General features: G+C 60.2%; 20 protein-coding genes. 12 read left to right on the forward strand and 8 right to left on the reverse strand.

Annotated features, from left to right (window positions below; translation table 11 throughout):
• The 10 genes from ACE4RL_RS14485 to ACE4RL_RS14530 all read left to right on the forward strand — a co-directional run bounded on the left by ACE4RL_RS14485 (position 1) and on the right by ACE4RL_RS14530 (position 11,626).
• Positions 1-864 carry an ABC transporter permease gene (locus ACE4RL_RS14485; protein WP_116587866.1) on the forward strand — a complete coding sequence of 288 codons (864 nt, stop codon included), beginning with the start codon at positions 1-3 and terminating at the stop codon, positions 862-864.
• On the forward strand, positions 861-2,948 hold the full coding sequence (locus tag ACE4RL_RS14490; RefSeq protein ID WP_375597815.1) for a dipeptide ABC transporter ATP-binding protein: 2,088 nt from the start codon (positions 861-863) through the stop codon (positions 2,946-2,948). The genes ACE4RL_RS14485 and ACE4RL_RS14490 overlap by 4 nt, the downstream gene beginning before the upstream one ends.
• Before the next feature lies 1 nt (position 2,949).
• Entirely contained in the window at positions 2,950-3,618 is a 669-nt protein-coding gene (locus tag ACE4RL_RS14495; protein WP_116587868.1) for a TetR/AcrR family transcriptional regulator, read from the forward strand.
• Between the two features lie 83 nt (positions 3,619-3,701).
• Positions 3,702-4,568 carry a formylglycine-generating enzyme family protein gene (locus ACE4RL_RS14500; RefSeq protein WP_375597816.1) on the forward strand — a complete coding sequence of 289 codons (867 nt, stop codon included), beginning with the start codon at positions 3,702-3,704 and terminating at the stop codon, positions 4,566-4,568.
• 17 nt (positions 4,569-4,585) lie between these two features.
• Entirely contained in the window at positions 4,586-6,358 is a 1,773-nt protein-coding gene (locus ACE4RL_RS14505; protein WP_375597817.1) for a sulfatase, read from the forward strand.
• A gap of 18 nt (positions 6,359-6,376) precedes the next feature.
• A complete protein-coding gene (locus tag ACE4RL_RS14510) occupies positions 6,377-8,839 on the forward strand; it encodes a glycoside hydrolase family 3 C-terminal domain-containing protein (RefSeq protein ID WP_375597818.1) in 2,463 nt (820 codons plus the stop codon).
• Positions 8,840-8,852: 13 nt separating this feature from the next.
• Entirely contained in the window at positions 8,853-9,767 is a 915-nt protein-coding gene (locus ACE4RL_RS14515; RefSeq protein ID WP_350181886.1) for a sulfite exporter TauE/SafE family protein, read from the forward strand.
• Entirely contained in the window at positions 9,764-10,504 is a 741-nt protein-coding gene (locus ACE4RL_RS14520; protein WP_375597819.1) for a TIGR02186 family protein, read from the forward strand. The genes ACE4RL_RS14515 and ACE4RL_RS14520 overlap by 4 nt, the downstream gene beginning before the upstream one ends.
• Before the next feature lie 172 nt (positions 10,505-10,676).
• On the forward strand, positions 10,677-10,961 hold the full coding sequence (locus ACE4RL_RS14525; protein WP_375597820.1) for a hypothetical protein: 285 nt from the start codon (positions 10,677-10,679) through the stop codon (positions 10,959-10,961).
• A gap of 92 nt (positions 10,962-11,053) precedes the next feature.
• Complete coding sequence (locus tag ACE4RL_RS14530) at positions 11,054-11,626, forward strand: hypothetical protein (protein WP_375597821.1); 573 nt, start codon at positions 11,054-11,056, stop codon at positions 11,624-11,626.
• Here ACE4RL_RS14530 and ACE4RL_RS14535 read toward each other — a convergent pair.
• The 6 genes from ACE4RL_RS14535 to ugpB all read right to left on the reverse strand — a co-directional run bounded on the left by ACE4RL_RS14535 (position 11,549) and on the right by ugpB (position 17,354).
• Entirely contained in the window at positions 11,549-12,319 is a 771-nt protein-coding gene (locus ACE4RL_RS14535) for a DeoR/GlpR family DNA-binding transcription regulator (RefSeq protein ID WP_375597822.1), read from the reverse strand. The two genes, ACE4RL_RS14530 and ACE4RL_RS14535, sit on opposite strands and share 78 nt — an antisense overlap.
• A gap of 18 nt (positions 12,320-12,337) precedes the next feature.
• The gene (locus ACE4RL_RS14540; protein ID WP_375597823.1) at positions 12,338-13,084 is read right to left on the reverse strand and encodes a glycerophosphoryl diester phosphodiesterase; all 747 of its coding nucleotides are present in this window, start codon (positions 13,082-13,084) and stop codon (positions 12,338-12,340) included.
• Between the two features lie 36 nt (positions 13,085-13,120).
• A complete protein-coding gene (locus ACE4RL_RS14545) occupies positions 13,121-14,179 on the reverse strand; it encodes a sn-glycerol-3-phosphate import ATP-binding protein UgpC (RefSeq protein WP_375597824.1) in 1,059 nt (352 codons plus the stop codon).
• A gap of 3 nt (positions 14,180-14,182) precedes the next feature.
• Entirely contained in the window at positions 14,183-15,031 is an 849-nt protein-coding gene (ugpE, locus tag ACE4RL_RS14550) for a sn-glycerol-3-phosphate ABC transporter permease UgpE (protein WP_375597825.1), read from the reverse strand.
• 11 nt (positions 15,032-15,042) lie between these two features.
• A complete protein-coding gene (ugpA, locus tag ACE4RL_RS14555; protein ID WP_375597826.1) occupies positions 15,043-15,927 on the reverse strand; it encodes a sn-glycerol-3-phosphate ABC transporter permease UgpA in 885 nt (294 codons plus the stop codon).
• 101 nt (positions 15,928-16,028) lie between these two features.
• Positions 16,029-17,354 (reverse strand): sn-glycerol-3-phosphate ABC transporter substrate-binding protein UgpB, encoded by a 1,326-nt coding sequence (ugpB, locus tag ACE4RL_RS14560; RefSeq protein WP_375597827.1) that lies wholly within the window; start codon positions 17,352-17,354, stop codon positions 16,029-16,031.
• Between the two features lie 287 nt (positions 17,355-17,641).
• On the opposite strand from ugpB, the gene ACE4RL_RS14565 reads away from it, so the two are divergent.
• A complete protein-coding gene (locus tag ACE4RL_RS14565; RefSeq protein WP_375597828.1) occupies positions 17,642-19,303 on the forward strand; it encodes a Na/Pi cotransporter family protein in 1,662 nt (553 codons plus the stop codon).
• Between the two features lie 63 nt (positions 19,304-19,366).
• Here the strand turns inward: ACE4RL_RS14565 and ACE4RL_RS14570 are convergent, their stop codons facing one another.
• Positions 19,367-21,913 carry an ABC transporter permease gene (locus tag ACE4RL_RS14570; RefSeq protein ID WP_375597829.1) on the reverse strand — a complete coding sequence of 849 codons (2,547 nt, stop codon included), beginning with the start codon at positions 21,911-21,913 and terminating at the stop codon, positions 19,367-19,369.
• Entirely contained in the window at positions 21,913-22,611 is a 699-nt protein-coding gene (locus tag ACE4RL_RS14575; RefSeq protein WP_375597830.1) for an ABC transporter ATP-binding protein, read from the reverse strand. The genes ACE4RL_RS14570 and ACE4RL_RS14575 overlap by 1 nt, the downstream gene beginning before the upstream one ends.
• An 82-nt stretch (positions 22,612-22,693) precedes the next feature.
• Here ACE4RL_RS14575 and ACE4RL_RS14580 point away from each other — a divergent pair, with 82 nt between their 5' ends.
• Complete coding sequence (locus ACE4RL_RS14580; protein ID WP_375597831.1) at positions 22,694-23,302, forward strand: arylesterase; 609 nt, start codon at positions 22,694-22,696, stop codon at positions 23,300-23,302.
• The last annotated feature ends 3 nt before the right edge of the window (positions 23,303-23,305 follow it).

Below are 23,305 nucleotides of genomic sequence, written 5' to 3' on the forward strand. Positions count from 1 at the left end.
ATGACCGACACCGCACCTCCCAATCGTCAGAAAGCGCGCCTCAACCCCGTGCTGTCGCGGTACCTGCAGGCCTTTGTCATGCCCAAAGGGCAGATCGGCCTTGGCCTGGTCATCCTGCTTACCGCCCTCGCACTTCTGGCGCCTGTACTCTTTCCAGGCGGCTATGACATGCAAACGCGCGACTCGCTGCTTCCGGCATCTTGGGCGCACCCCTTCGGCACAGACGAACTAGGGCGCGACATTTTCGTGCGTAGCATCTATGGACTGCGCACCGATCTGGCCCTTGCAGCAACGGCCGTGCCGCTCAGCATGATCATCGGCACGTTTCTTGGACTTTCCGGAGCGCTGTCGCCGCGTCTGGGGAGCCTGGTGCAGCGGGCGCTCGACATCATTGTCGGCTTTCCCGGTCTGATCTTGGCCATATGTGTTGTGTTGGTCGTTGGCGCAGGATGGACTGCCCTGCTTGTTGCCATAGTCATCGGCGGCCTGCCGGGCTTCGGGCGCCTGGCGCGGGCAACCTTCCTTAGCCAGCAGCATCGCGAATATGTGGTGGCAGCTCGCACCCTGGGCGTCAGCAATTGGAAGATAATGGTGCGGCACATTCTGCCCAATGCCATCGACCCCATTATCGTACAGGGCGCCGTTTTTGTCGTCGCTGCCGTGTTCACCGAAGCTGCGCTCAGCATCGTGGGCCTCGGCCTGCAGCCTCCCGAACCCTCCCTCGGCATCCTGCTCAATGTGGGCATGCGTTACATCACCATGGCCCCATTCTACATTCTGGGACCTACCCTCATTCTGGTGCTTCTGGCGCTGGCATTCAGCCTGCTTGCCGATGCACTCAACAGCACGGTCAACCGCAAATGATCGAGACACGTCAGGCCCCGGCGACACAGCCACTACTAAGGGTGGAGCACCTGTCCACCACTTTCGACATGGGCAATGTTTCGGTCAGAGCGGTGACCGATGTCAGCTTCGACCTCTATCCCGGGCGTGTGCTGGGGATCGTAGGGGAGTCCGGCTCAGGCAAGTCTGTCACCGCGCGATCGGTCATGCGCATGCTGAGATCGCCCGGCCAGGTCCGGGAAGGTCAAGTCCTGCTAGACGGCGAAGACTTGTTGGCCATTCCCGAGCGAGAAATGCAGGCCATTCGCGGCAAGAAGATCGCCATGGTCTTCCAAGACCCTCAAGCCGCGCTCAACCCCGTTATGCGAGTGGGCGATCAGATTGCAGAAGCCCTCCTGGTTCACGGGACGAGCGCTAAAGAGGCCCGGAAAAGGGCAAAAGCGCTGCTGGCGCAGGTCGGCATTCCTGACGTGGAACGGACCATCGACCAGTTTCCTCACGAATTCTCGGGCGGCATGCGTCAACGCGTGGTCATTGCCATCGCACTGGCCAACAATCCAACATTGCTGATCGCTGATGAGCCAACCACCGCTCTAGACGTCACCATCCAGGCACAAATCCTGCGGCTGCTGGCTCAGTTGCGCCTCGAGCTAGGTATTTCGATCATCATGATCACCCATGACATGGGCGTTGTGGCTGAGCTCTGCGATGATCTGGTCGTTATGTATGGCGGGCGCGTCGTGGAGAAGGGCCCGGTCCGCGACGTATTTGCCAGTCCACGCCATCCCTATACGGCAGCCTTGCTCAAGGCCGTGCCGCGGTTGGACGCTAAAGGCGATGAAGCCCTGATCGCCATTCCCGGCTCGCCCCCGGTGCCCCTTCGCCTGCCCCCGGGCTGCGCCTTCCACCCGCGCTGCAGTCATGCGATCGACAAGTGCTTTAACGACACGCCGCCGCTGTCTTCCATGGGAGATCGGCGCGAGTCGGCCTGCTGGGTAGCCGCGGCCGGCGGCAATGTCGAGCCGAGGCCGACCGATGAATTCGGGCGTCACCGGCGCCAAGCCAGCGGCGCGGCGCCCATACTACGCCTCGACAATGTCCGCACCAATGTGGCCAGTAGCGGCGGTCTTTTCAGCAAGACACCACCGGTCTATGCCGTGGATGGAATTTCGCTCGAGGTCTTTCCCGGCGAGACGCTTGGCCTCGTCGGGGAATCCGGGTGCGGAAAATCTACCCTCTCCCGCACTATCATGGGCATTAATGAAGTCAGCGAAGGCCGTATCGAGGTTTCGGGAACAGACGTGACCTCAATGGATCTGGCCGCCCGAAATCTTGTGGCCAAGACCATTCAATATGTCTTTCAGGACCCGTTCGCTTCACTCAATCCGCGCCGCACCATCGGTCAGTCGATCCTTGAGGCGCTGGAAGTGGTGGGCGTGACCGGCGCTGAAGCGGACAACCGCGTGGTCGCATTGCTCACCCGCGTCGGGCTCAGCGAGGATTATGTATCCCGCTATCCCTACGAATTGTCGGGCGGCCAGCGCCAGCGTGTCGGCATTGCCCGAGCGCTGGCGGCGAACCCGAAGATCCTGATTTGCGACGAACCGGTATCGGCGCTGGACGTATCGATCCAGGCGCAGATCATCAGTCTTCTTGAGGAACTGCGCGACGAACTTGGTCTGGGCTATCTGTTTATCGCCCACGACCTTTCCGTGGTGCGGCACATTAGCGACCGCGTGGCGGTGATGTATCTGGGGCGGATCGTTGAGGTCGGCACGGCTGAAGAGGTCTATGGCAATCCTCAGCATCCCTACACCGTTGCCCTCCTCAGCTCGACCCCGGAACCCAAGCCCGACCAGTCGACCGAGCATCGCGTGATCTTGACTGGGGACATGCCCAGTCCGGCACGACCGCCTTCGGGGTGCCGCTTCCGGACGCGCTGTCCCATTGGTCCGGCCTTCCGTTCCGACCGCGAAATCTGCAATAGACAGTCCCCGGAACTTGCCGCGACGGCCAGCGGGCAGAAAGCAGCCTGTCATTTTGCTGGCGAAGCCAGCCTTACAAGGGGCCGCCATGGAGCGTGCGGTGGCCGGTCTGGGGAGTAGCATGAGCGAACAAACTAATGGCAAGGGAACCCGTCGAAGTCCGCGGGGAGAGGCAGCCCGAAAGGCCATTTTACAGTCGGCGACGCGGATGTTCTCCCAGGGTGGCTTCAACTCGGCCAGTATTGCTGACATTGCCAAGGATGTTGGCATGACTCAGGCTGGCATGCTGCATCATTTCCCGTCCAAAGCGGCCCTTTTGTTGGCGGTGCTGCTGGAGCGCGAAGCCCGCAACGAAATTGAGACCGAAGCAGAACGGGCCAAGGGCTTCGATGGGCTGACCGTGTTTCTTCACACGCTGCGCAACAATGACCGCACGCCAGCGCTCGTGCAGCTGATGACCGTGCTCGCCGCCGAGAGCATTCCGGATACCCACCCGGCCCATGAGTGGTTCGAGGAGAGATATGAGACGGTGGTGAAGGTTACCATCGATCACGTTGCGCCAATGGTGGATGTCAAATCGCTGCCGCCTGGCGTTACGGTGGAAACGCTGGTGCGCTGGCTGGTGGGGCTGGCAGACGGCCTGCGCGTACAATGGCTCTACGATCAAAGCTCGGTAAGCCGCGAGGAGTCCCTCGCCCAGTTTTACGACACGGTGATGCGCCCCGTGCTCAAGGAGCCGTATCGCTCATATTCCTGGGTCGCCAATCTGCGGCAAGAGGCTTCGCAGTGACATTTGACGCCTCAACTTGCTGCGCTCCCAGACGCGGTGCGGACAATGTGCCGGCGGCACCTCGCCCGGCTCCAACCGGCAGGATGCAACATGACGACGTGCTGTTGCCTGGAGGCCATTTTGCAATGGGCGACAGTTTCGATGAGGGTCTGCCGGGCGATGGTGAGGGCCCCGTGCATGAGGTGGAACTCAGTCCTTTCCGGATCGACCGAACCTGCGTGACCAACGAGCAATTCGCGACCTTTGTCGCGGAGACTGGCTATGTGACGGAGGCTGAAAAGTTTGGCAATAGTTCGGTTTTCGCACCGGCCGTCCTGGCTGGAGCGTCGGACGTGATTGGTACGGCAGGTTCAGCTTGGTGGCTGATCGTGCGCGGCGCCTGCTGGCGGCACCCTTTCGGACCCCAGTCAGACCTGACCGATATGGCGGACCACCCGGCCGTGCATCTTAGCCATAGTGACGCCCTGGCCTATTGCGGATGGAGCGAGCGTGCCCTGCCCACCGAGGCAGAATGGGAATTTGCTGCACGTGGCGGACTGGCAGGGCGACGTTTCCCTTGGGGTGACGAGCTCGAACAGGACGGTCAACACCACGCCAATGTATGGCAGGGCACGTTCCCGCAATACAACAGCGCCGCGGATGGCTGGCTCGCAACAGCACCTGTTCGGACCTACGAGCCCAACGCTTACGGCCTTTACCAAATGGTCGGCAATGTCTGGGAATGGTGCGCCGACTGGTTTGACCCGTCCTATTATCGAACCTCCAAATCACGCGATCCTCAGGGGCCGGAAACGGGCCAGGCGCGGGTGGTGCGTGGCGGCTCTTATCTCTGCCACCATTCCTATTGCCGCCGCTATCGTGTCGCCGCCCGCAGCGCCAACACCCCCAATTCCTCCACCGGCAATCTCGGCTTCCGGACAGTCTTCCGGCACCTAGCCCCAGCTGCTTGAGTCAATCGGAGTTTTTCGTGAAAGCCATTGTTGTAATGTTCGACAGCCTCAACCGGAAGTATCTGCCTGCCTATGGAGGCGCCTGGACCGAGCTGGCGAACTTTAAGCGTCTCGAACAAAAGACCGTCACCTTCGACACCTGCTATGGCGGCTCGATGCCCTGCATGCCGGCACGCCGCGAAATGCATACGGGTCGCTACAATTTTCTTCACCGCTCCTGGGGGCCGTTGGAGCCGTTCGACGATTCCGTGCCCGAGATGCTCCGCAACAGCGGGGTTCATACCCATCTCGTCACCGACCATGTGCACTACTGGGAGGATGGCGGGGCAACCTATCACAACCGCTTTTCAACCTTCGAGTTCTTCCGCGGCCAGGAGGGCGATCCTTGGAAAGGCGAGGTTGCGGACCCGGACATCCCCCAAACACTAAGCTGGCGCCAAGGCACCTTGTGGCGCCAGGACTGGATCAATCGAAAGCATCTCGAAAGTGTCGACAAGCACCCGCAGACCCTGACCTTCGATGCGGGTGTCGAATTCATCGCCACCAATGCAAAAGCAAAGAACTGGATGCTGCAGATCGAGACCTTCGATCCACACGAGCCCTTCTTCAGCTATGACGAGCACAAGGCGCGCTTCCCGCACCAGTTCAACGGCCCGCATTTTGACTGGCCCGACTACCGCGTGGTGGTGGAGAACGAAGAGGCGGTGGAACATGCCCGCATGGAATATGCGGCGCTTCTGAGCATGTGCGACGATTCGCTTGGGCGCGTGCTCGATGCCATGGACGAGCATGATCTCTGGTCCGACACCATGCTTATCGTGTGCACCGACCATGGTTTCCTGCTTGGCGAGCGCAATTGGTGGGGCAAAAACGTCCAGCCCTGGTATGAGGAAAACATCCACACACCCCTTTTCGTGTGGGATCCAAGGGCCGGCAAAAGCGGGGAGCGACGACAGAGCCTGGTGCAGACAGTCGATTTTGGCCCGACGCTGCTCGATTATTTCGGCCTGCCGCTCACGCCCGACATGCAGGGTCGTCCCTTGCGTGACACGGTCGCAAGCGACACGCCGGTGCGCGATGCTGGACTCTTCGGTGTGTATGGTGGCCATGTATCGGTGACGGATGGGCGCTATGTGTATATGCGCTGCTGCGAGGGCGCCAACCAACCTCTTGAGCAATATACGCTGATGCCAACCCATATGGCTTGGCGCTTTGCACCGGCCGAACTGGCGCAGGCTTCGCTCCATCCGCCGTTGCCCTTCACTAAGGGGGCGCCGGTGCTGCGCCTGCCCGGACGGGCGATGGGAAATCCCGCGGCCTTCGGCACACTTCTCTTCGACCTCGCCACCGATCCGGACCAGACGACCCCGCTCAACGATGCTGCGCTCGAGCACATGATGGCTGAAAAACTTGTTACGGCCATGCGCGCCAACCACGCTCCGGCGAGCCAGTTCCATCGCCTCGGCCTTCCGGCAGAAGGTCCGATCGGAAATGAGCACCTGCTTATCGACAAGCAGTGGGAGCGGGTTCAGGACAGTCACGTGCAGGGCGCTCGCCACGACAGAGCTACGGACTATGGCCCGTCAGTCGGCGTGCCTCTCCGGCAACTTCTCAAGGAGCCTGCCGCAAAGCAGGCCTTCACTGATGCCTTTGGCTTCGACCTCGACGCCTCCACGCTGAACTATGTGGGCCACCTCAATGCATGGCAGTTGAGTGTCATGAACCCTGCAATCTCAGTGGAAATGCTGAGCAATTTCGACCGCCTGATGACGCTAGCCCAGGCCGAGTGAACAAGACTGGATAGAGATATGACTGGAACGAGAACCCTGGACGACCTGCTTGACGCCATGACTCTTGAAGAGCAGGTCTCTCTTCTTTCGGGTGCAGACTTCTGGTCGTTGCCGGCAATTGAGCGCCTTGGCATCGGAAAGCTGCGCGTATCGGACGGGCCCAACGGAGCTCGCGGTGGCGGGGGCCTGCTCGGCGGGGTCAAGGCGACGGCCTTTCCGGTTGGCATCAGCCTGGGGGCCAGCTGGAATGTGGCTCTTCTTTATGATGTTGGTGCAGCGCTGGCCGAAGACACCAAGTCCAAAAATGCGCATATGCTCCTGGCGCCGACCGTCAATATTCAGCGCTCTGTCACCAATGGCCGAAATTTCGAGTGTTATTCGGAAGACCCGATGCTCACCGCCGAACTGGCAGTCGGATATATCAAGGGCCTGCAGGAAAACGGCATTTCCGCAACCATCAAGCATTTTGCCGGCAACGAGTCCGAAGTCGAGCGCACCACGATGAGTTCGGTAATCGATGAGCGATCGTTGCGCGAAGTCTATCTCATCCCCTTCGAATGGGCGGTGAAAAAGGCTGGGACCAAGGGGGTCATGACAGCCTACAACAAGGTCAACGGCACCTATGCCTCCGAGCATAATTGGCTGATTACCGACGTGCTGCGGGGCGAATGGGGCTTTGAGGGCCTCGTCATGTCGGACTGGTTCGGCTCCCACTCCACCGCGCCCACGGTCAATGCCGGCCTTGATCTCGAGATGCCTGGCCCGACCCGCGATCGCGGCGAGAAGCTCATTGTCGCAGTTGAAGAAGGCGAAGTCTCGCGCGACACGATTCGCGCCCGCGTTCGTGCCATCCTATCTATCATGGAATGGACTGGCGCACTCGATGATCAACGCGCTTTCGAGGAGCGCGCGGAAGACCGGCCAGAGCATCGCGCCTTGATTCGCCGCGCCGGTGCGGAAGGGACAGTGCTGCTCAAGAACAATGGCGCCTTGCCCATCGCACCCGGAAAACGCATTGCCGTCATCGGGCCCAACGCCAAAGTGGCGCAGATCATGGGGGGCGGCTCCTCACAGCTCAACCCGCATTATCGCATCAGCCCCTGGCAGGGGCTTGTCGATGCTCTGGGCGAGGAGTCCCTGAGCTATGCGCCGGGTTGCAGCAATAGTCGCTTCCAACCGCTCCTTGAAACCGAGCTCAAGGTAGAATTTTTTGCCAATCGCGAGCTCAGCGGCCCTGTCGAATACAGTGAGACGCTGGAGGCCGCCGAAACCTTCTGGCTTGGATCGGTGGCAGGCGGGAAAGTCGCTGCAAACCACTTTTCTGCGCGGTTGACCGGCACCTTTGTTCCCGAGCATTCCGGGACCCACCTTGCGGGGATTGCCTCCGCCGGTCTGGCGCGCGTCTATGTGAACGGCAAACTAATCGCCGATGCCTGGACCAATTGGACCAAGGGCCGCACTTTTTTTGAAGAAGGCTGCGACGAGGTCGTGGGAGAAGTGGTGCTCGAAGCCGTCAAGCCGGCCGAAATTACCATTGAATTCGCCACCAAGGACCATTCCGTCCTGGGTGTGTCTGCCTTCCGCATGGGTATCGGTTTGCCCCTGGGCGACGCTCATATAGCTCAAGCTGCAGAGGTGGCAGCCAGCGCGGATGTGGCGCTGGTTTTCATTGGCCGGAATGGCGAGTGGGACACCGAGGGCAGCGACCTGCCCGATATCGCATTGCCTGGCAGGCAGAATGATCTCGTCAACGCGGTTGCCCGGGCCAATCCCAATGTTGTCGTTGTCCTCCAGACGGGGGGGCCGGTTGAGATGCCATGGATCAACGAGGTCGCAGGGGTCATCCAGGCGTGGTATCCCGGTCAGGAAGCAGGCAACGCCATCGCCGACGTGCTTTTGGGCAAGGCCGAGCCCGGCGGGCGGCTGCCCCAGACCTTTCCGGTGCGGTGGTCGGATAACCCGGCCTTCAGTCAGGATCCGATCGTGTATCCGGGCCTCGACGGACGGGTGGAGTATCGCGAAGGCGTTTTTACCGGCCACCGGCATTACGATCGCCACGGCATCAAACCGCTCTTTCCATTCGGTTTTGGCCTGAGCTACACTGAGTTCAGCTACGGCAGCGTCTCGGTCAATACTGAGCGCTTTGAGTCAGAGGGCATCGTCACAGTTGGCTTGGACGTTACCAATACCGGCGTACGCAAAGGCTCCACAGTGCTGCAGCTTTATGTCGGGGCGGAGAACGCCCCGGTTGCGCGCCCCAAGGCCGAGTTGAAGGCTTTCTGCAAGGTCATGCTCGAGCCCGGCGCGTGCCGGCGCATCCAGTTGGACCTCGATGCGCGAGCCTTCAGCTTCTTCGATGTCGAGCGCCATGCCTGGATAGTAGCGCCTGGCACTTACTGGTGGACCCTGGCGACTGACGCCGTATCCACTATCGAGGCGGCTTCGATTTCCCGCTCAACGCGGCTCGAACTGCAGCCTTAGTCCGAACCCTGACATGAACATCTATCTGCCCATCGCCGAGCTCTCAGCCAACATCTTTTTCCTGGCTGGGATGGGCGGTGCGGTAGGTTTTCTGTCTGGCTTGTTCGGCGTGGGCGGGGGATTCCTGCTTACCCCATTGCTGATCTTTTCTGGAGTCCCAACGTCGGTTGCCGTGGCCTCGGTGACAGGGCAGGTCGTGGCCGCCTCAACCTCGGGCGCCCTCACCCATTATAGGCGCGGCGGGGTTGATCTGCATCTGGCCGCCTATCTGGTAGCTACAAGCATCGTTGGGGCGATGATTGGCGTGGCCGTGTTCGGCCATTTAAGTCAAACCGGCCAGCTCGACCTGTTCATCGCGCTAGGGTTTCTGGTGCTGCTTGGCACGGTGGGGACGCTGATGCTCACCGAATCTGTCCGATCACTCCTCAAGCAGCGCCAGGGTGTTATTCTTCGCAAGCGACAGCCCAGCCAGCACAATTGGATCCATGGGCTTCCATGGCGGGTCCGATTTCGCAAGAGCCGTCTCTACATCAGCGTCATTCCAGTGCTCGTCATCGGCCTGTTCATCGGCTTTGTGGGCGCATTGCTTGGAATAGGCGGCGGTTTCATCATGGTGCCGGCACTGGTCTACCTGCTCCGCGTGCCCGGCTCGGTCGTTATCGGCACGTCGCTGGCACAGGTGGTTGCCATGATGGGCGTCACCACTATCCTGCACGCGGTTCAAAGCCAGAGCGTCGATATCATGCTGGCTCTAAGCCTAATGGTCGGGGGCACGATAGGGGCGCAGTTTGGCGCATCTGCCGGTCAACGGCTGCGCGGGGAGCAATTGCGCGGTCTCCTTGCGCTGCTGATCCTGGCAGTTGCAATACGCTTCGGGGTATCGCTTGTGATCCCGCCCGCAAGCTTGTTCTCACTGACATGGTCATGAAGTCGTTCCTGGCCCTGCTTCCGTTCCTCATGCTGGCCACCACTGTTCGCGCCGAGCAGGTCGTCGCGGCAATTTCTCACCCCTCCGTCGAAATCTCATCGAGCTTTGAAGGAGAGACTTTGACGCTCTTTGGCAATATCGAAGGCGGAGATGGAGGCCCATCGCCCTACGAAGTCGCGGTCGTTGTCACGGGACCGCTGGAGACAGTGACCGTCTGGGAAAAGGCCCGCATCTTCGGAATTTGGAGCAACACCGAAGCGTTTTCCTTCTCCTCTGTCCCGAGCTTTCTACAAATCCTGTCCAGCCGCCCGCTCGAGCAGATCGCCGCACAGGACCGCCTTCTCGAACTCTATCTGCGTCCCGAGGCCTATCTGGTCCCAGCAGATGGCGGGACCAAGGCCGCTCGCCGTTATGGTGGTGAACTCATCCGGCTGATGAGAGAAGAAGGAAGATACGGCCTGCGTGAAAACGCAGTCCTGTTTCTTTCCGATTCGCTCTACACAGCTCGGCTGGACATCCCCAGCCATGCAAGCCCAGGCCCTTACGTTGCGCAAACTTATATCTTTCGCGACGGCGAGGTGGTCGCACGCAAAACCGATGGATTTTCCGTTCGCAAAGTGGGGTTCGAGCGATTCCTGGCACAGGCGTCGACCAGATCGCCACTGATCTATGGAGTTGTCAGCGTTCTTCTTGCGCTCGCCATCGGATGGCTTGGTGGCGTTATTTTTCGTAGGTAAGGACGTATCGAGCGTCTCTATGGCCAGTTATGACGACGTCATTCATCTGAGCAAATTAGCTACGCAGACAGTATCCACAACCGGACCCACCGCTCACCGACAATCGCCATGGCAGCCTGCATGGCAGGAATGGGGCGCGTACCTTGCGGTCTACCGCGACAGTCACCTGTAGATGACGGTTGACCTGAGCTATCTCAATTTCATCTTCCTGGCCAACGACCTCAGCCGGATCGCGGCGCCGCTAAAGGACCGCGTGAAGGTGGTCCATCTCGATCCTCCGACCGCCAAGCAGATCGCCGACATTGCCACACGCGAGGTAGAACGGCGTGGCCTTGATCCAAGGCTGGTGCCGATCCTGCGCAGGGCAACAGTGACGGGCAAGATCAGGAGCCTTCGCAAGCTGCACAAGCTGCTCGACGCCGCCCAGGCGACCAAGTCTCGGCCGTTGCTGAACTAAGCGCCGCCCGCCCTTCCCAGAAATCATCACCGCGGAGCCGTCAGGTCCGCGAACGCCACAACCTTGTCCAAACCGACCAGAAAGCACCCACCATGTGCAACCGCACCATCAAGACCGTGACCTCCCCATCTCCTTATGGCGACCTCGTCATTCCCAGTGACAGTATCCTTGACCCGATGCAGTCGGCCCAATTGGCCGAACAGCGCCTTGCCATCACCACGGCGAGGGCCAAAGGCGAAGCGCTCTATCGCTGCCATGAATGCGGGGAGCCCGTCTATATTGCCCGCACCTTCCGGGCCGACGGCAATGGGGGCCTTCACTTTCGGCACTTCCAGAGCGAGGTGGCCAAGGCCTGCAAATGGCGCATCGGCGGCAATGTTCGGGATCTTGGCGCCATCCGTTTCAATGGTCAGCAGGAAGGCGATGAGCACTTCCGCCTCAAGCACGCGCTGGCCGAAGCTCTGGCTCAGGATTCCTACTTCTGGTCCGTCGCGGTCGAAAAACAGATTGTCGGAGAGACCACCGGCACGCGGCGTCAGCCCGACGTCTCAGCGCGGTTCCTGAACGGCGAGCCCGGCCCGGGACACTCAGGCATCTGTCCCGCAGAGTTCCAGATATATGTCGGCCGCTGCAAGGGCGTCCCGTACTTGGTCCTGCTCCGGTAGCCTGTCTGTGAAGAAATGAGACACCGCCGAAAACGGCACTACACGCACAGACGCGTCCCTGGCCCACTTGCTGACATCGGCAACGAGAAACTGCTGGCGCGAATTCTCAACCAGTTTCATGGTCACCTGCGCCTCTGAATAGCTGAAGTCGAGTATGCCCTTGGCGGCGTCCAGCGCACCTGCGCCGATCACTGCGTGCGAGGCATAGAATTTGTCGAAGTAATGCTGGACATCGGCACCGACGACGTCGCGGTCATTGTGCCGTAGAAGCCCGCCAGTCATATGCACTTCGATCTGGGGAGCGTCGCTGAGCGTTAGCGCTACGTCGATGTTGTTTGTGACAACACGCAGGGCCGCATGATCGCGCATGGCCTGGGCGACAAACTGCACGGTGCTGCCTATCCCCATGAACACTGTCGATCCAGACGGGATTGCTGCGGCAACCCGCCGTCCGATAGCCCTCTTGGCGCCGCTATTGAGTGCGGCGCGGGCATTGACGGAAATATTGCTGGCGCCGATCGGGACATCGACGCCGCCATGAAAGCGGCGGGCAAAGCCCTGATCGCACAAGGCATTTATGTCGCGGCGAATAGTCTGGGTCGTCAGCTCGTAGCGCTCGGCAAGCTGCTCGATATACTGAGCGCCTTCAGTTTCGATCAAAGTCAGTATATCACGTTGTCGGTCCGACAGCATGATCATCTCGCCCTTTCGCTACTTCAGGAACAGCGCCGGATTGTCAGTAATCACACCTGTCAGGCCGGCATCCCAGAAAGAGATCAATTGAGTTGGATTGTTACAGGTCCATGCTCGAACCTTGATGCCGCTCTTGCCGGCCTCCTCTAGCAGACCAATGCTGAGCGCCTTGTAGTGGACGTGCATTGCACTGGCCGGAACCGATGCCAGTTGCGCCTCCCAGTCTTCAGGCGGACGCCCCCAAAGAATGGCCATCTCAAGCTCCGGCTGGCGCAGATGCATGGCGCGGAGCGCTTGGGGATCAAAGCTGGAGATCATCACTTCGGTGTGGGAGGCGCGCGCCTTGATGGCGGTCTGGACAGCGTCCACCAGCTGCTCAAGTGACCTGTGGTGAGGGTGCTGCTTGATCTCGACATTGGCGTTGAGACCAAGCTCGCCCAAAGCGCTCAAAGTTTGGCTGAGGGTCGGAACCCGTTCAGCGGCAAACTGGGGGTCGAACCAGCTACCAGCATCCAACGCAGCGATATCGGCATGACTAAGGGTGCCTAAAGAGCCCGAACCCGCCGTAGTTCTGTCGACGGTGTCGTCATGAATGACGACCAGCGCACCGTCGGCGCTAAGCGCCACATCGAGTTCGACCCATTTTGCACCCTGCTCCGCAGCCTTGCGAAAAGCCGCCAAGGTGTTCTCGGGCGCGAGCGCCGATGTGCCACGATGGGCCTGCACTTGATCCCGCGAGGGGCCGATTGCTGCACTGCTTGTCATGACGCGTCTTCCAACAAAGGAGAGCCACTGCTCGCTCTAGGGGGTCGGGTCGGGAAGATCGGTCCGGCGCCCGGTTGATGTGTTGAATGGGTGGATGTCCGAAAGCCGGGCGTGGAGGGTCACCGCGGAGGCTTCGGCAATGTCGGGGCGGCCGGGGACACTCAGGATCACCGGCTGTCCGGATGCGTCCAGACGAACATGGAGGTGACTTTCCCCGCCAATGGGTTCAAGCAATTCGACCACGCCAGCCATGGTCAATGTGCTGCCTTCCTGGGGGGCCAAGAACAGTGCGTCAGGGCGAATGCCGACAATGTCCGTATGCTTGGGCAGGCCAGTGAGCTGAACACCCGTTTGCAGGGCAGAGAGTTCAATCAGGTTCATCGGCGGCGAGCCAATGAAACCAGCAACGAAAAGGGTCGCAGGCCGATCATAAACCTCGGTAGGTGTACCGATCTGCTCCACCAGCCCGGCATTCATCACGACCAGCCGATCGGCCAAGGTCATGGCTTCGAGCTGGTCATGGGTGACGTAAAGACTGGTCGTCTTGAGCCGTCTTTGCAGCTTGCGGATTTCCACCCGCATCTGGACGCGCAACTTGGCATCCAGATTGGATAGGGGCTCGTCGAAAAGGAAAGCTGCCGGCTCGCGCACAATGGCCCGGCCCATGGCAACGCGTTGACGTTGACCGCCCGACAGTTGGCGTGGTTTGCGCTCAAGGAGGGGTCCAATTTCCAGGATGCTCGCTGCTTCCTGGACGCGACGGTCGATCTCGGCACGCGGGGTACCACGGTTTTTAAGGCCATATTCGAGATTGCCGCGAACACTCATGTGCGGATAGAGCGCGTAGTTCTGAAAAACCATGGCAATATCGCGCTCTGCCGGCTCGGCCCTCACCACGTCCTTGCCGCCAATCTCGATGCGACCCGATGTGACGGTTTCAAGCCCCGCTACCATGCGTAGCAGGGTGGATTTGCCGCAGCCTGAAGGTCCTACCAATACGATCAACTCGCCATCGGCGACGCTAAGGTCAACCCCTTTGACCGCCGGAACATTGCCGTAATTCTTCTTCAGGTCGACCAGGTTAATGGTTGCCATGACTTATTTCTCCGTATCCACGAGGCCCTTGACGAACAGGCGCTGCATGAAAATGACGACAAGAACCGGGGGCAACATGGCCAGGATCACCGAGGCCATGACCAGGTTCCATAGCGGCTCGGCATCGGCGGTTGCAGCGAGGCGTTTGATGCCCATGACAACGGTGTAGTAGCGGCTGTCCGTAGTGACGAGCAGCGGCCAGAGATACTGCACCCAGCCATAGATGAAGAGGATCACGAAGAGCGCCGCGATATTGGTACGACTCAAGGGAATGAGGATGTCCCGGAAGAACTTTATCGGCCCCGCCCCATCGACCCGGGCCGCCTCCATCAGTTCGTCTGGGACGGTGAGGAAGAACTGGCGAAAGAGGAAAGTTGCCGTTGCCGACGCAATGAGGGGCAAGGTCAGACCTACATAGGAATTGAGCAGCCCCAGATTGGCTACGACGGCAAAGGTCGGGATGATGCGAACTTCCACAGGCAGCATCAGGGTGATGAAAATGATCCAGAAGGCCAACAGCCGGAACGGGAACTTGAAGAATACGATCGCATAGGCAGACAAAAGCGAAATGGCGATTTTGCCGACAGCGATGATGACGGCGATGATCGTGGAGTTCATCAGCATGATCGATAGCGGCGGGGCGCCGGCCGTGGAAATGCCCTCTGACAGCATGAGGCTGTAGTTTTCGACCAGATGAGGTCCCGGCAGCAGGGGCACCAGTCCGCGCATGAAGTCGCCGCTGCCATGGGTGGAGGCGACGAAGGCGAGGTAGACCGGGAAGACGACAATAACGACGCCGACAATGAGAACCAGATGGGTCAGGAAGCTGAGCCACGGGCGATTTTCGACCATAACCCGTCCTCCTAGTACTGCACGCGCCGCTCGACGTAGCGGAACTGTATGGCTGTGAGGAGTATCACGATCAGCATCAAGACCACGGACTGCGCGGCGGAAGAGCCAATATTGAGGCCTAGAAAGCCGTCGGCATAAACCTTGTAGACAAGGATGTTAGTGGCCTGGTTGGGTCCGCCACTGGTCGTGGCATCAATGAGTCCAAACGTGTCGAACATGGCGTAATTGATGTTGACGATGAGCAGAAAGAAAGTGGTCGGCGAGAGCAATGGAAACACAATCGTCCAGAACCTTTTGAAAGGACCCGCGCCGTCGATAGCGGCCGCTTCGTTGAGCGCTTGCGGAACCGACTGAAGGCCGGCCACGAAGAACAGGAAATTGTAGGATATCTGCTTCCAACTGGCGGCAATGACGACCAGGATCATCGCCTGCGTGCCGTCAACGCGATGATTCCAGCTGATGCCAGCGGCTCGCAACAGATAGGGGGCAATGCCGATCGTGGGGTTGAACATGAACCACCACAGGATGCCCACCACCACGGGCGCCACGGCATAGGGCCAGACGAGCATGGTCGTATAGACACGATTGGAGCGCATCACGCGGCTCACGGCAATTGCCAGGATCAGCGACAGGGTCATGGAGAACAAGGTGACCGACACGGCAAAGATCGCTGTCTTGCCTAGGGAATTGACATAGCCCGGATCGGCAAATAGGCGCGCATAATTCTCAAACCAGATGAAGGTCGTCCGGAAACCAAAGGGGTCTTCCCGCTCAAACGAGGACTTCACTGCCTGCGCGGCCGGCCAGATGAAAAATATCAGCGTCACAGCAAGCTGCGGCGCCAGCAGGGCATAGGGCAGCAGCTTGTTGGGAAAGATTGTCCGCTTTGTTTGCATGGACTGGATGCCTCAAGACAGTCGTGCCGGGAAAAACCGGGCAGCCTGGCAGCCCGGTGCGGCCATTCCGGCGCGTCTGCGCCGGAATGACCGGAAGCGGATCAACTATTGGCAGCTTCGAAATCGCGCAGAATCTGGTTGCCGCGTTCCACAGCGGCGTCCAGGGCTTCCTGGGCGGTCTTGCTGCCCGAGAGCATAGCTTCGAACTCCTCGTCGATTGCGGTACGTACCTGGGTCAGATTGCCGAAGCGGATACCCTTGGAGTTCGCCGTCGGCGTGCCGCGGGTAATCTGGTCGATGGCGATTTCGGAACCCGGATTGGCATCGTAATAGCCCTGCTCCTTGCCCAACTCGTAGGCAGCATTGGTGATCGGCAAGTAGCCGGTTGCCTGATGCCATTCGGCCTGTACTTCAGGGCTCGAAAGATAAGTGAAGAACTGGGCTACGCCCCGATACACGTCACTTTCCTTGCCGTTGAGCACCCAAAGCGTTGCCCCACCGATGATCGAGTTCTTCGGCTCATCGATCTCGTCATCATAGTAGGGCAGAGGTGCGAAGCCGACTTCGAACTCTTTGGCGTTGTTGATGACTCCGGCGCGCGAAGCCGATGAGTTCATGTAGATGGCGCATTCCTGCGCGTAGAATTTAGGTGGAGCATCCCCCCCGCCAACTGGTCCGCCATATGCGAACAGGCCTTCGTCTGCCCAGGTCTTGAGGTTACCCCAATGCTTGGCCTGCACCGGCCCGTTGAAGGTGAATTCGGTGCCCAGACCCCCAAATCCGTTGTCCAGCGTGCCGTATGGCTGGTCATGGATGGCGGACAGGTTTTCGGTTTGGACCCAGCTCACCCATCCGGTGGTGAAGCCGCAGGGTGCTGCACCCGACTCCATAATCTGGCGGCTCATCGTTTCGAGCTCGGCCCAGGTCTTGGGTGGGGATTCGGGGTCAAGACCGGCGGCCTCGAACACGTCCTTGTTGTAGTACATGATCGGGGTGGAGGAATTGAACGGCATAGATAGGATATTGCCGTCAGTGTCCGAATAATAGCCTGTTACCGGAGCCAGAAAGCCGCTTGGATCCCAAGGTTCGCCATTGTCGGCCATGAGCTGGTAGACTGGATTGACGGCGCCTGTTGCTGCCATCATCGTGCCAGTACCGACCTCAAAGACCTGTACAATGGCCGGCTGCTCATTGGCGCGAAAGGCCGCAATGGCGGCAGTCAGCGTCTCGGGATAGGTACCCTTGTAGCTGGGGACGATGACAAACTCATCCTGGCTGTCGTTAAATCCCTGGGCTATGGCCTCCAACCGCTGCCCCAGTTCGGCATCCATAGCGTGCCACCATGATATTTCGGTTTGCGCAAACGCTGGTGTTGCGGCAATCACGGCGGCCAGTCCTGCGGACAGGAACAATGTGTTCTTGAACATGCTCTCTCCCTTTATTGTTCTCTGAGGCCTCCCTGCCTCAGGACGAAGAGGAATTCGTAACGACCGGAAGAGCTTTTGCAACCGAAAAATGTTCACATGAACATACGGAGCGCAATTCACCAGCCAGGGAGCTCTCCGTCGGCGAGCCACATACCACATAAATGTTCTGTCGCGGTCCCGGCTTCTCTCGTCACCATTGAAGCAGATGTATTGCGAAGACCATGTTCGTGTGAACATGATGCATGTTCGTCCCTCAATGCCGGGGCGGGAGGGAAACAGACGAGTTCATGTATTTCATCATCGTGCATTTGGTAGCGGCAATCGTGCTCCTTCTTTGGGCGGTTCGCATGGTGCGCACCGCCGTCGAACGGGCCTATTCGGCCCAGCTCAAACGCACTCTGGCTAGAGCGGAGAAGAACGCTTTTTCGGCCGCGCTGGTGGGGGCGGCCATGGCGATCGCATTGCAGAGCTCCACTGCGGTTGCCACCCTGGCAACCGGCTTTGCTTCGGGCGGATTGCTGGCGGGAGCCACGGGTCTGGCTTTGGTCCTGGGCGCCTATTTTGGCTCAGCCATTGTGGCCAGCATTCTGTCCTTTGACCTTTCCATGCTGCAGGCGCCACTGATCATCCTGGGCGGCACACTGTTCCTGCGCGGCAATTCACGTCAGACCAAGCAGTTGGGACGCATGATTCTGGGTGTGGCCTTCGTTCTGCTCTCGCTTGAAATGGTCTCTCAAGCGACAACCCCCTGGCGCGACAGTGAACTACTGGAAGCCGCCATCGGTTATCTTCGCGGCGACCCCTGGACCGGGTTCCTTTTGGCTGCCGCCGTCACCTGGCTTTCATACTCTTCTGTGGCCAGCGTATTGGTGATCATCACCTTCGGGGCCGCGGGAATAATCCCATTCGAAATTGCAGCTTCGCTGATCCTCGGCGCAAACCTGGGTGGGACGCTGATCGCCCTGGGAATGACGCGGGGCGGTGATGCACGCGCCCGCCGCATTGCCGTCGGCGCAGTGATATTGCGCGGCGGCGGTGCTGTGATTTGCCTGATCCTGATCCAGCTTGTGTTTCCGGTTCTGCCGGTCCTCTTGAGCGATGTGGGGCAACAGGCGAGCCTGCTCCATATCACCTTCAACCTCGCCGTACTTGTGCTGGGACTACCTCTTGCTGCCCCCTTGGCAGGTCTACTGCAACGCACAATCCAAGAGCCGGCCACCACCGATACTGCTGACGTCACCCGCTTTCGCCAGACCGCGCTGGCAGGAAAGCATCAGGGCAATGTGGACGTCGCACTGGCCAGCGCCATGCGGGAGCTACTGCGCATGAGCGAACTGGTTGAAGTCATGCTTCAGCCTGCCATTGAAATTCTGAGGACCGATGACAAGGTTTCTATCCGCCGGATCAAGGCGCTAGAGCCAGAGGTTGATCGTTCGAATTCCTCGATAAAACTGTTCCTGGCGCAACTCGACTGGGACAGCATGGATGCCGGACAGTCGCGACGCGCTTCCGACCTCAGCAACTATGCCGTCAGTCTGGAACAGGCTGCCGATGTGATTGTGCGGCAGTTGCTGCGCGTAGCTGACCAACTGCAAGAACGACGCCTGACGTTTTCGTCCGAGGGTTGGGGAGAACTGATCGACCTGCATGCAAGGGTCATGAGCAATTTGCAACTGGCGCTCAACGTGCTGGTTTCGGAGGATGTGGACTCGGCGCGCCAGCTGGTAGCCGAGAAGGATGCAGTCGGCGTTCTGGAGCGCCAGAGCATGGGCGGCCATTTCTCGCGGCTGCGCTCAGGCAATACCAACAGTTTCGAGACCAGCGAATTGCATCTGGAGACTGTGCGATCGCTAAGGCGGATAAACTCGCTCATCTGTGGCATCGCCTATGCAATATTGAGCGAGCGCGGCGAACTCCTCAACTCGCGTCTGGTACGGCGCTCAATGTGAACGGAGCACCCGTCTATGCCGTTGTGCAGCCAAAAGTGTTCCAAACTGCCGCAAAAGCCGGTCCTAGCTGTCTTCCCGCAAGCGGCCTGCAGGCCTGCTCGACATGGCAGACCAGGTAGTGACAGCGCCTGTCGCGGTCGTGATCACGATGACGCCAGCTGCCAATAGAGCCAATTGCAGCGGCTGGAAGGCGAAGCCGATGTCGAGCAGATAGGTCGAAGCCGCCCATGCGCCGGACAACGCGATGATGCCGGATGGAAGCGCAGCAGCCGCGCCCAACAAGGCGTATTCCATGAGAAAGGTCATGATGACGAAGCCTCGCCTTGCCCCAAGTACCTTCATGACCACCGCATCGGCCTCTCTCTGCTGACGGCCAACGCTCAGAGCGCCAGCCAGTACCAATACGCCAGCAAATACAGCCGTACTGCTGACCAGCGCTATGGCACTGACCAAGCCGTCGAAGACGACCTGCACCCGTGCCAAAGCGTCGCCCACCGGCACGAAGGTCAGTGTCGGTAGTGCCCTGATCAGATGGGCTTCTACTGCCGCCGCTGTGCCTGGCGCGGCCTTGATGGTCCCGAAATAGGATTGCGGCGCCGTCTCGATCAGGCCTGGCGAGACGATGATGCGGAAATTGAAATCCGGGCTACGCCAGTCGACCGTTCGGAAGCTGGCAATGCTCAATTCAAGTGGCCGTCCGGCAATCGAGAGGGTGATCGTGTCACCCAATTCAAGTTCGAGTGCGTCCCGCATTTCTGTGCTGAGAGACACGAGCGGGTCGCCGGTATAGTTGTTTGGCCACCACGCGCCTTCGTCGATCACCGTCCCTGCCGGCACGACAGACGACCAGGTCAGAGCCGTATCACCCCGAAACATATCCGCAACGTCGCTCGCCACCGCGTCGCTCGATGGTGCCGGATTCCCGTTCAATTCGGATATGATACCGCGCAACATGGGAATGACCGTCAGTGTCTGGACCTCGGGCATTTGCGCGACGACGGTCTCCAGTGTGGCCAGCGTGCTCCGATCCATATCCATGAGCACGAAATCGGGCGCTTCGGCGCCGACTTCAGTGGCGATCTGGTCATTGATATTGGACTGGGTGGTCACGATCAGCAGCAGCAGCGACAGGCCCATACCCATCGAGACCATGACGGTCGTGGTGGGTGCGCCGGGGCGGATGATCGCCGAGACCGCCTGACGCCACATGCGGCGACCAGGAGCTGGTGCCTTGGCAAGCAAGTGCCGCAATAGGCTCGCTGCGAGGCGAAGCAGGGCAAACGCGACAAGCGACCCGAGGAAGTACATGGCCACCAGCCGTGGATCGTTGGCGACGAGCAGGGTCAGGCCAAAAAGCACGGCGAGCCCCGCCAGCAGCGGCAGGAGAACACCGGGCTTGGTCATGGGCCTCCAGCCAAGACCCGCCAAGGCGCTGCTCGACCCCGCGCGAAACAGCAGGGCGGGCCGCACCGCGCGGGCCTGCAGTAAAGGCACCCAGGAAAAGAGCAGCGCCGTGACCAGGCCGATCCCGCCGGCGACCAGCATGGCGCGCAGGTCGAGCGCCGGTGGGAGGCTGATGCCGATGAGATCGGAGAGCGCGGGCAGCAGTGCGAGCGTTGCTGCGGCAACGATCACGATGCCGACTGCAATTGCCACAAGGGAGAGTAGAGCAATTTGCACCATGAAGTGGAACAGGATCCGGCCGCCTTTGGCGCCCAGAGACCGCATTGTGGCAATGGCCGCCTGGCTTTCGCCGACATAGGCAGCCACGGCATTTGCCGCGCCGAGGCCGCCCACGGCCATGGACGAGAGCGCCACCAGCAGCATGAAATTGCCGAAAACGTCGATAAACCGCGCTATCGTCGCCGTGGCCTGACGGGGCGACCTGATCCGCCAATCTCCGTCGGGGAAGGCAGCGTCCAGCGTACTCCGCGCAGCATCGAAATCGCCGTCGTCGAGCAAGACCTTATAGCGGAACTGACTGAGCACCCCTTCTTCGCGCAAGCCCGCAGGCGCCAAGGCGTCGCTGGCAATAAGGGCGGGCGCACCGAGTTGGAAGCCGGCTGTGGCCTGGTCGGGCAGCGCCTGGATAATGCCGCGCAGTTCGACATCGAGCGTGCCGATGCGGATGATTTCGCCGATGTTTGCATCGAGGCGCAATACTGCCTGTGGCGAGAGCAGCAGGCCAAATCGGCCATCGCGTTCAGCCAGAAGCTCTGCAAGGTCTCCAGGCCGGGCGCCTTGGGCCAAAGTGACTTCCCCCACCAGTGGATAGGCATCCGTCACCGCGCGCAGCGAGAGAAAGGCACTCTTGTCATCCGCCAACGCCTGGGAGTTGAGCTCAACCTCCCGACTGACCTGCCCCAAAGCCCTGAGCGCGGCGACCACTGAAGGGCTGACGTCGCTGCGCTGGGCACGCAATTCCAGGTCACCTCCCAAAATGAGCCTCGCATCGCGCGCGATGGCAGCTTCGACGCTGCTGCGCACCGAGCTTACTGTCCCAATCGCGGCCACGCCCAAGGCGAGACAGGCGATCAAGATGATGAACCTCCGGGCGCTGCCACGCAGATCGATCAGTGCAACGCGCCACCAGCTCCGAAGCCGCCTCATCAAATGGCGGCCTCCAGCTCGCGCAACTCTCCGTGGTCCATACGCAGGTGCCGATCCGCCCGACTTGCAAGGCCATTGTCGTGAGTGATCAGCAGCACGGACATATTGTTGCGCCGCGCGAGGGTGAACAGCAGCTCAATCGCGGACGCCGCCGTTTCCTGGTCGAGGTTGCCAGTCGGTTCGTCAGCCAGGAGAAGTCTGGGGCGGGTCACAATGGCACGGGCCAGACCCACTCTTTGCTGCTCTCCGCCAGAAAGGGCACTAGGCAGATGGGTCTCGCGGGCGGCCAGCCCGACCTCTGCAAGTGCGGCCCTGGCGCGCGACCTGATCTCGGTCACCGGCAGATCCTCGAAGGCGATCTCGAGGGCAAGGGCAACGTTTTCGAGCGCCGTCATGGAAGGGATGAGGTGGAAGTTCTGGAACAGAATACCGATGTTTTCACGGCGCATATCGGCGAGCTTGTCTTCGTCCAACCCCGTGAGGTCGGTGCCCCCGATGCAGACCAGCCCGCTGCTGGCGCGCTCAAGCCCCCCCAGGACCATCAACAGGCTGGTCTTGCCGCTGCCCGAAGGCCCGACAACAGAAACCACCTCGCCCGCCTTTATCTCAAACGTGATAGACCGGAGGATATGAAGCGCGCTACCGCCTGATTTAAGGTGCAGGTTCATGTCCCGCGTACGGGCGATGGTGTCAATCATGGTGCAAAGCCGGGACGTGGTCCAAACGAGAGCGGTGACGCGTGTGATGCGAACAAAATGGTGGCAGCGCGCGATTGGCGCAATGGCTCTGATCGGAACGATTTCGGCATCGGTGCATGCTGTGTCGGCCGATGAGCCGACCATTCTTCTCTACGGCGATTCCCTCATGGCGGGCCTCGGGCTTTCGGCAGAGGACAGCTTTGAAGGGCAGTTGCAGGCGGCTTTGGAAAAAGGGGGGATCGAGGCGAAGCTGGTCAACGCCAGTGTTTCGGGCGACACCACGGCCGATGGATTGGCGCGCCTGGACTGGAGCCTGGGTGTTCGGCCTGATGCGGTTATCCTCGCGCTTGGTGCCAACGATATGCTGCAGGGTCTCCCGCCTGTCCAGGCACGGGCCAACCTCAAGGCCATTCTGGAGCGGCTCGAGACGCTGGAAGCACCAGTCCTGCTCATGGGCATGATGGCCAATCGTGGGTTGGGCAGCGACTATGTTGCAGCGTTTGACAGCATTTACCCCGAGCTGGCAAATGAGCACGATACGTTGCTCTACCCCTTCTTTCTTGAAGGCGTCGCGCTGGATCCGGCGCTCAACCAGGCAGACCGGCGCCATCCCAACGCAGAAGGTGTCGCGGTCATAGTGGCTGGTGTTCTGCCGATGGTGGCAAAACTCCTGCAACAGATTGAACCCTGACGT

This window comes from Devosia polycyclovorans (assembly GCF_042181575.1).
GTDB classification, from domain to species: domain Bacteria; phylum Pseudomonadota; class Alphaproteobacteria; order Rhizobiales; family Devosiaceae; genus Devosia; species Devosia polycyclovorans.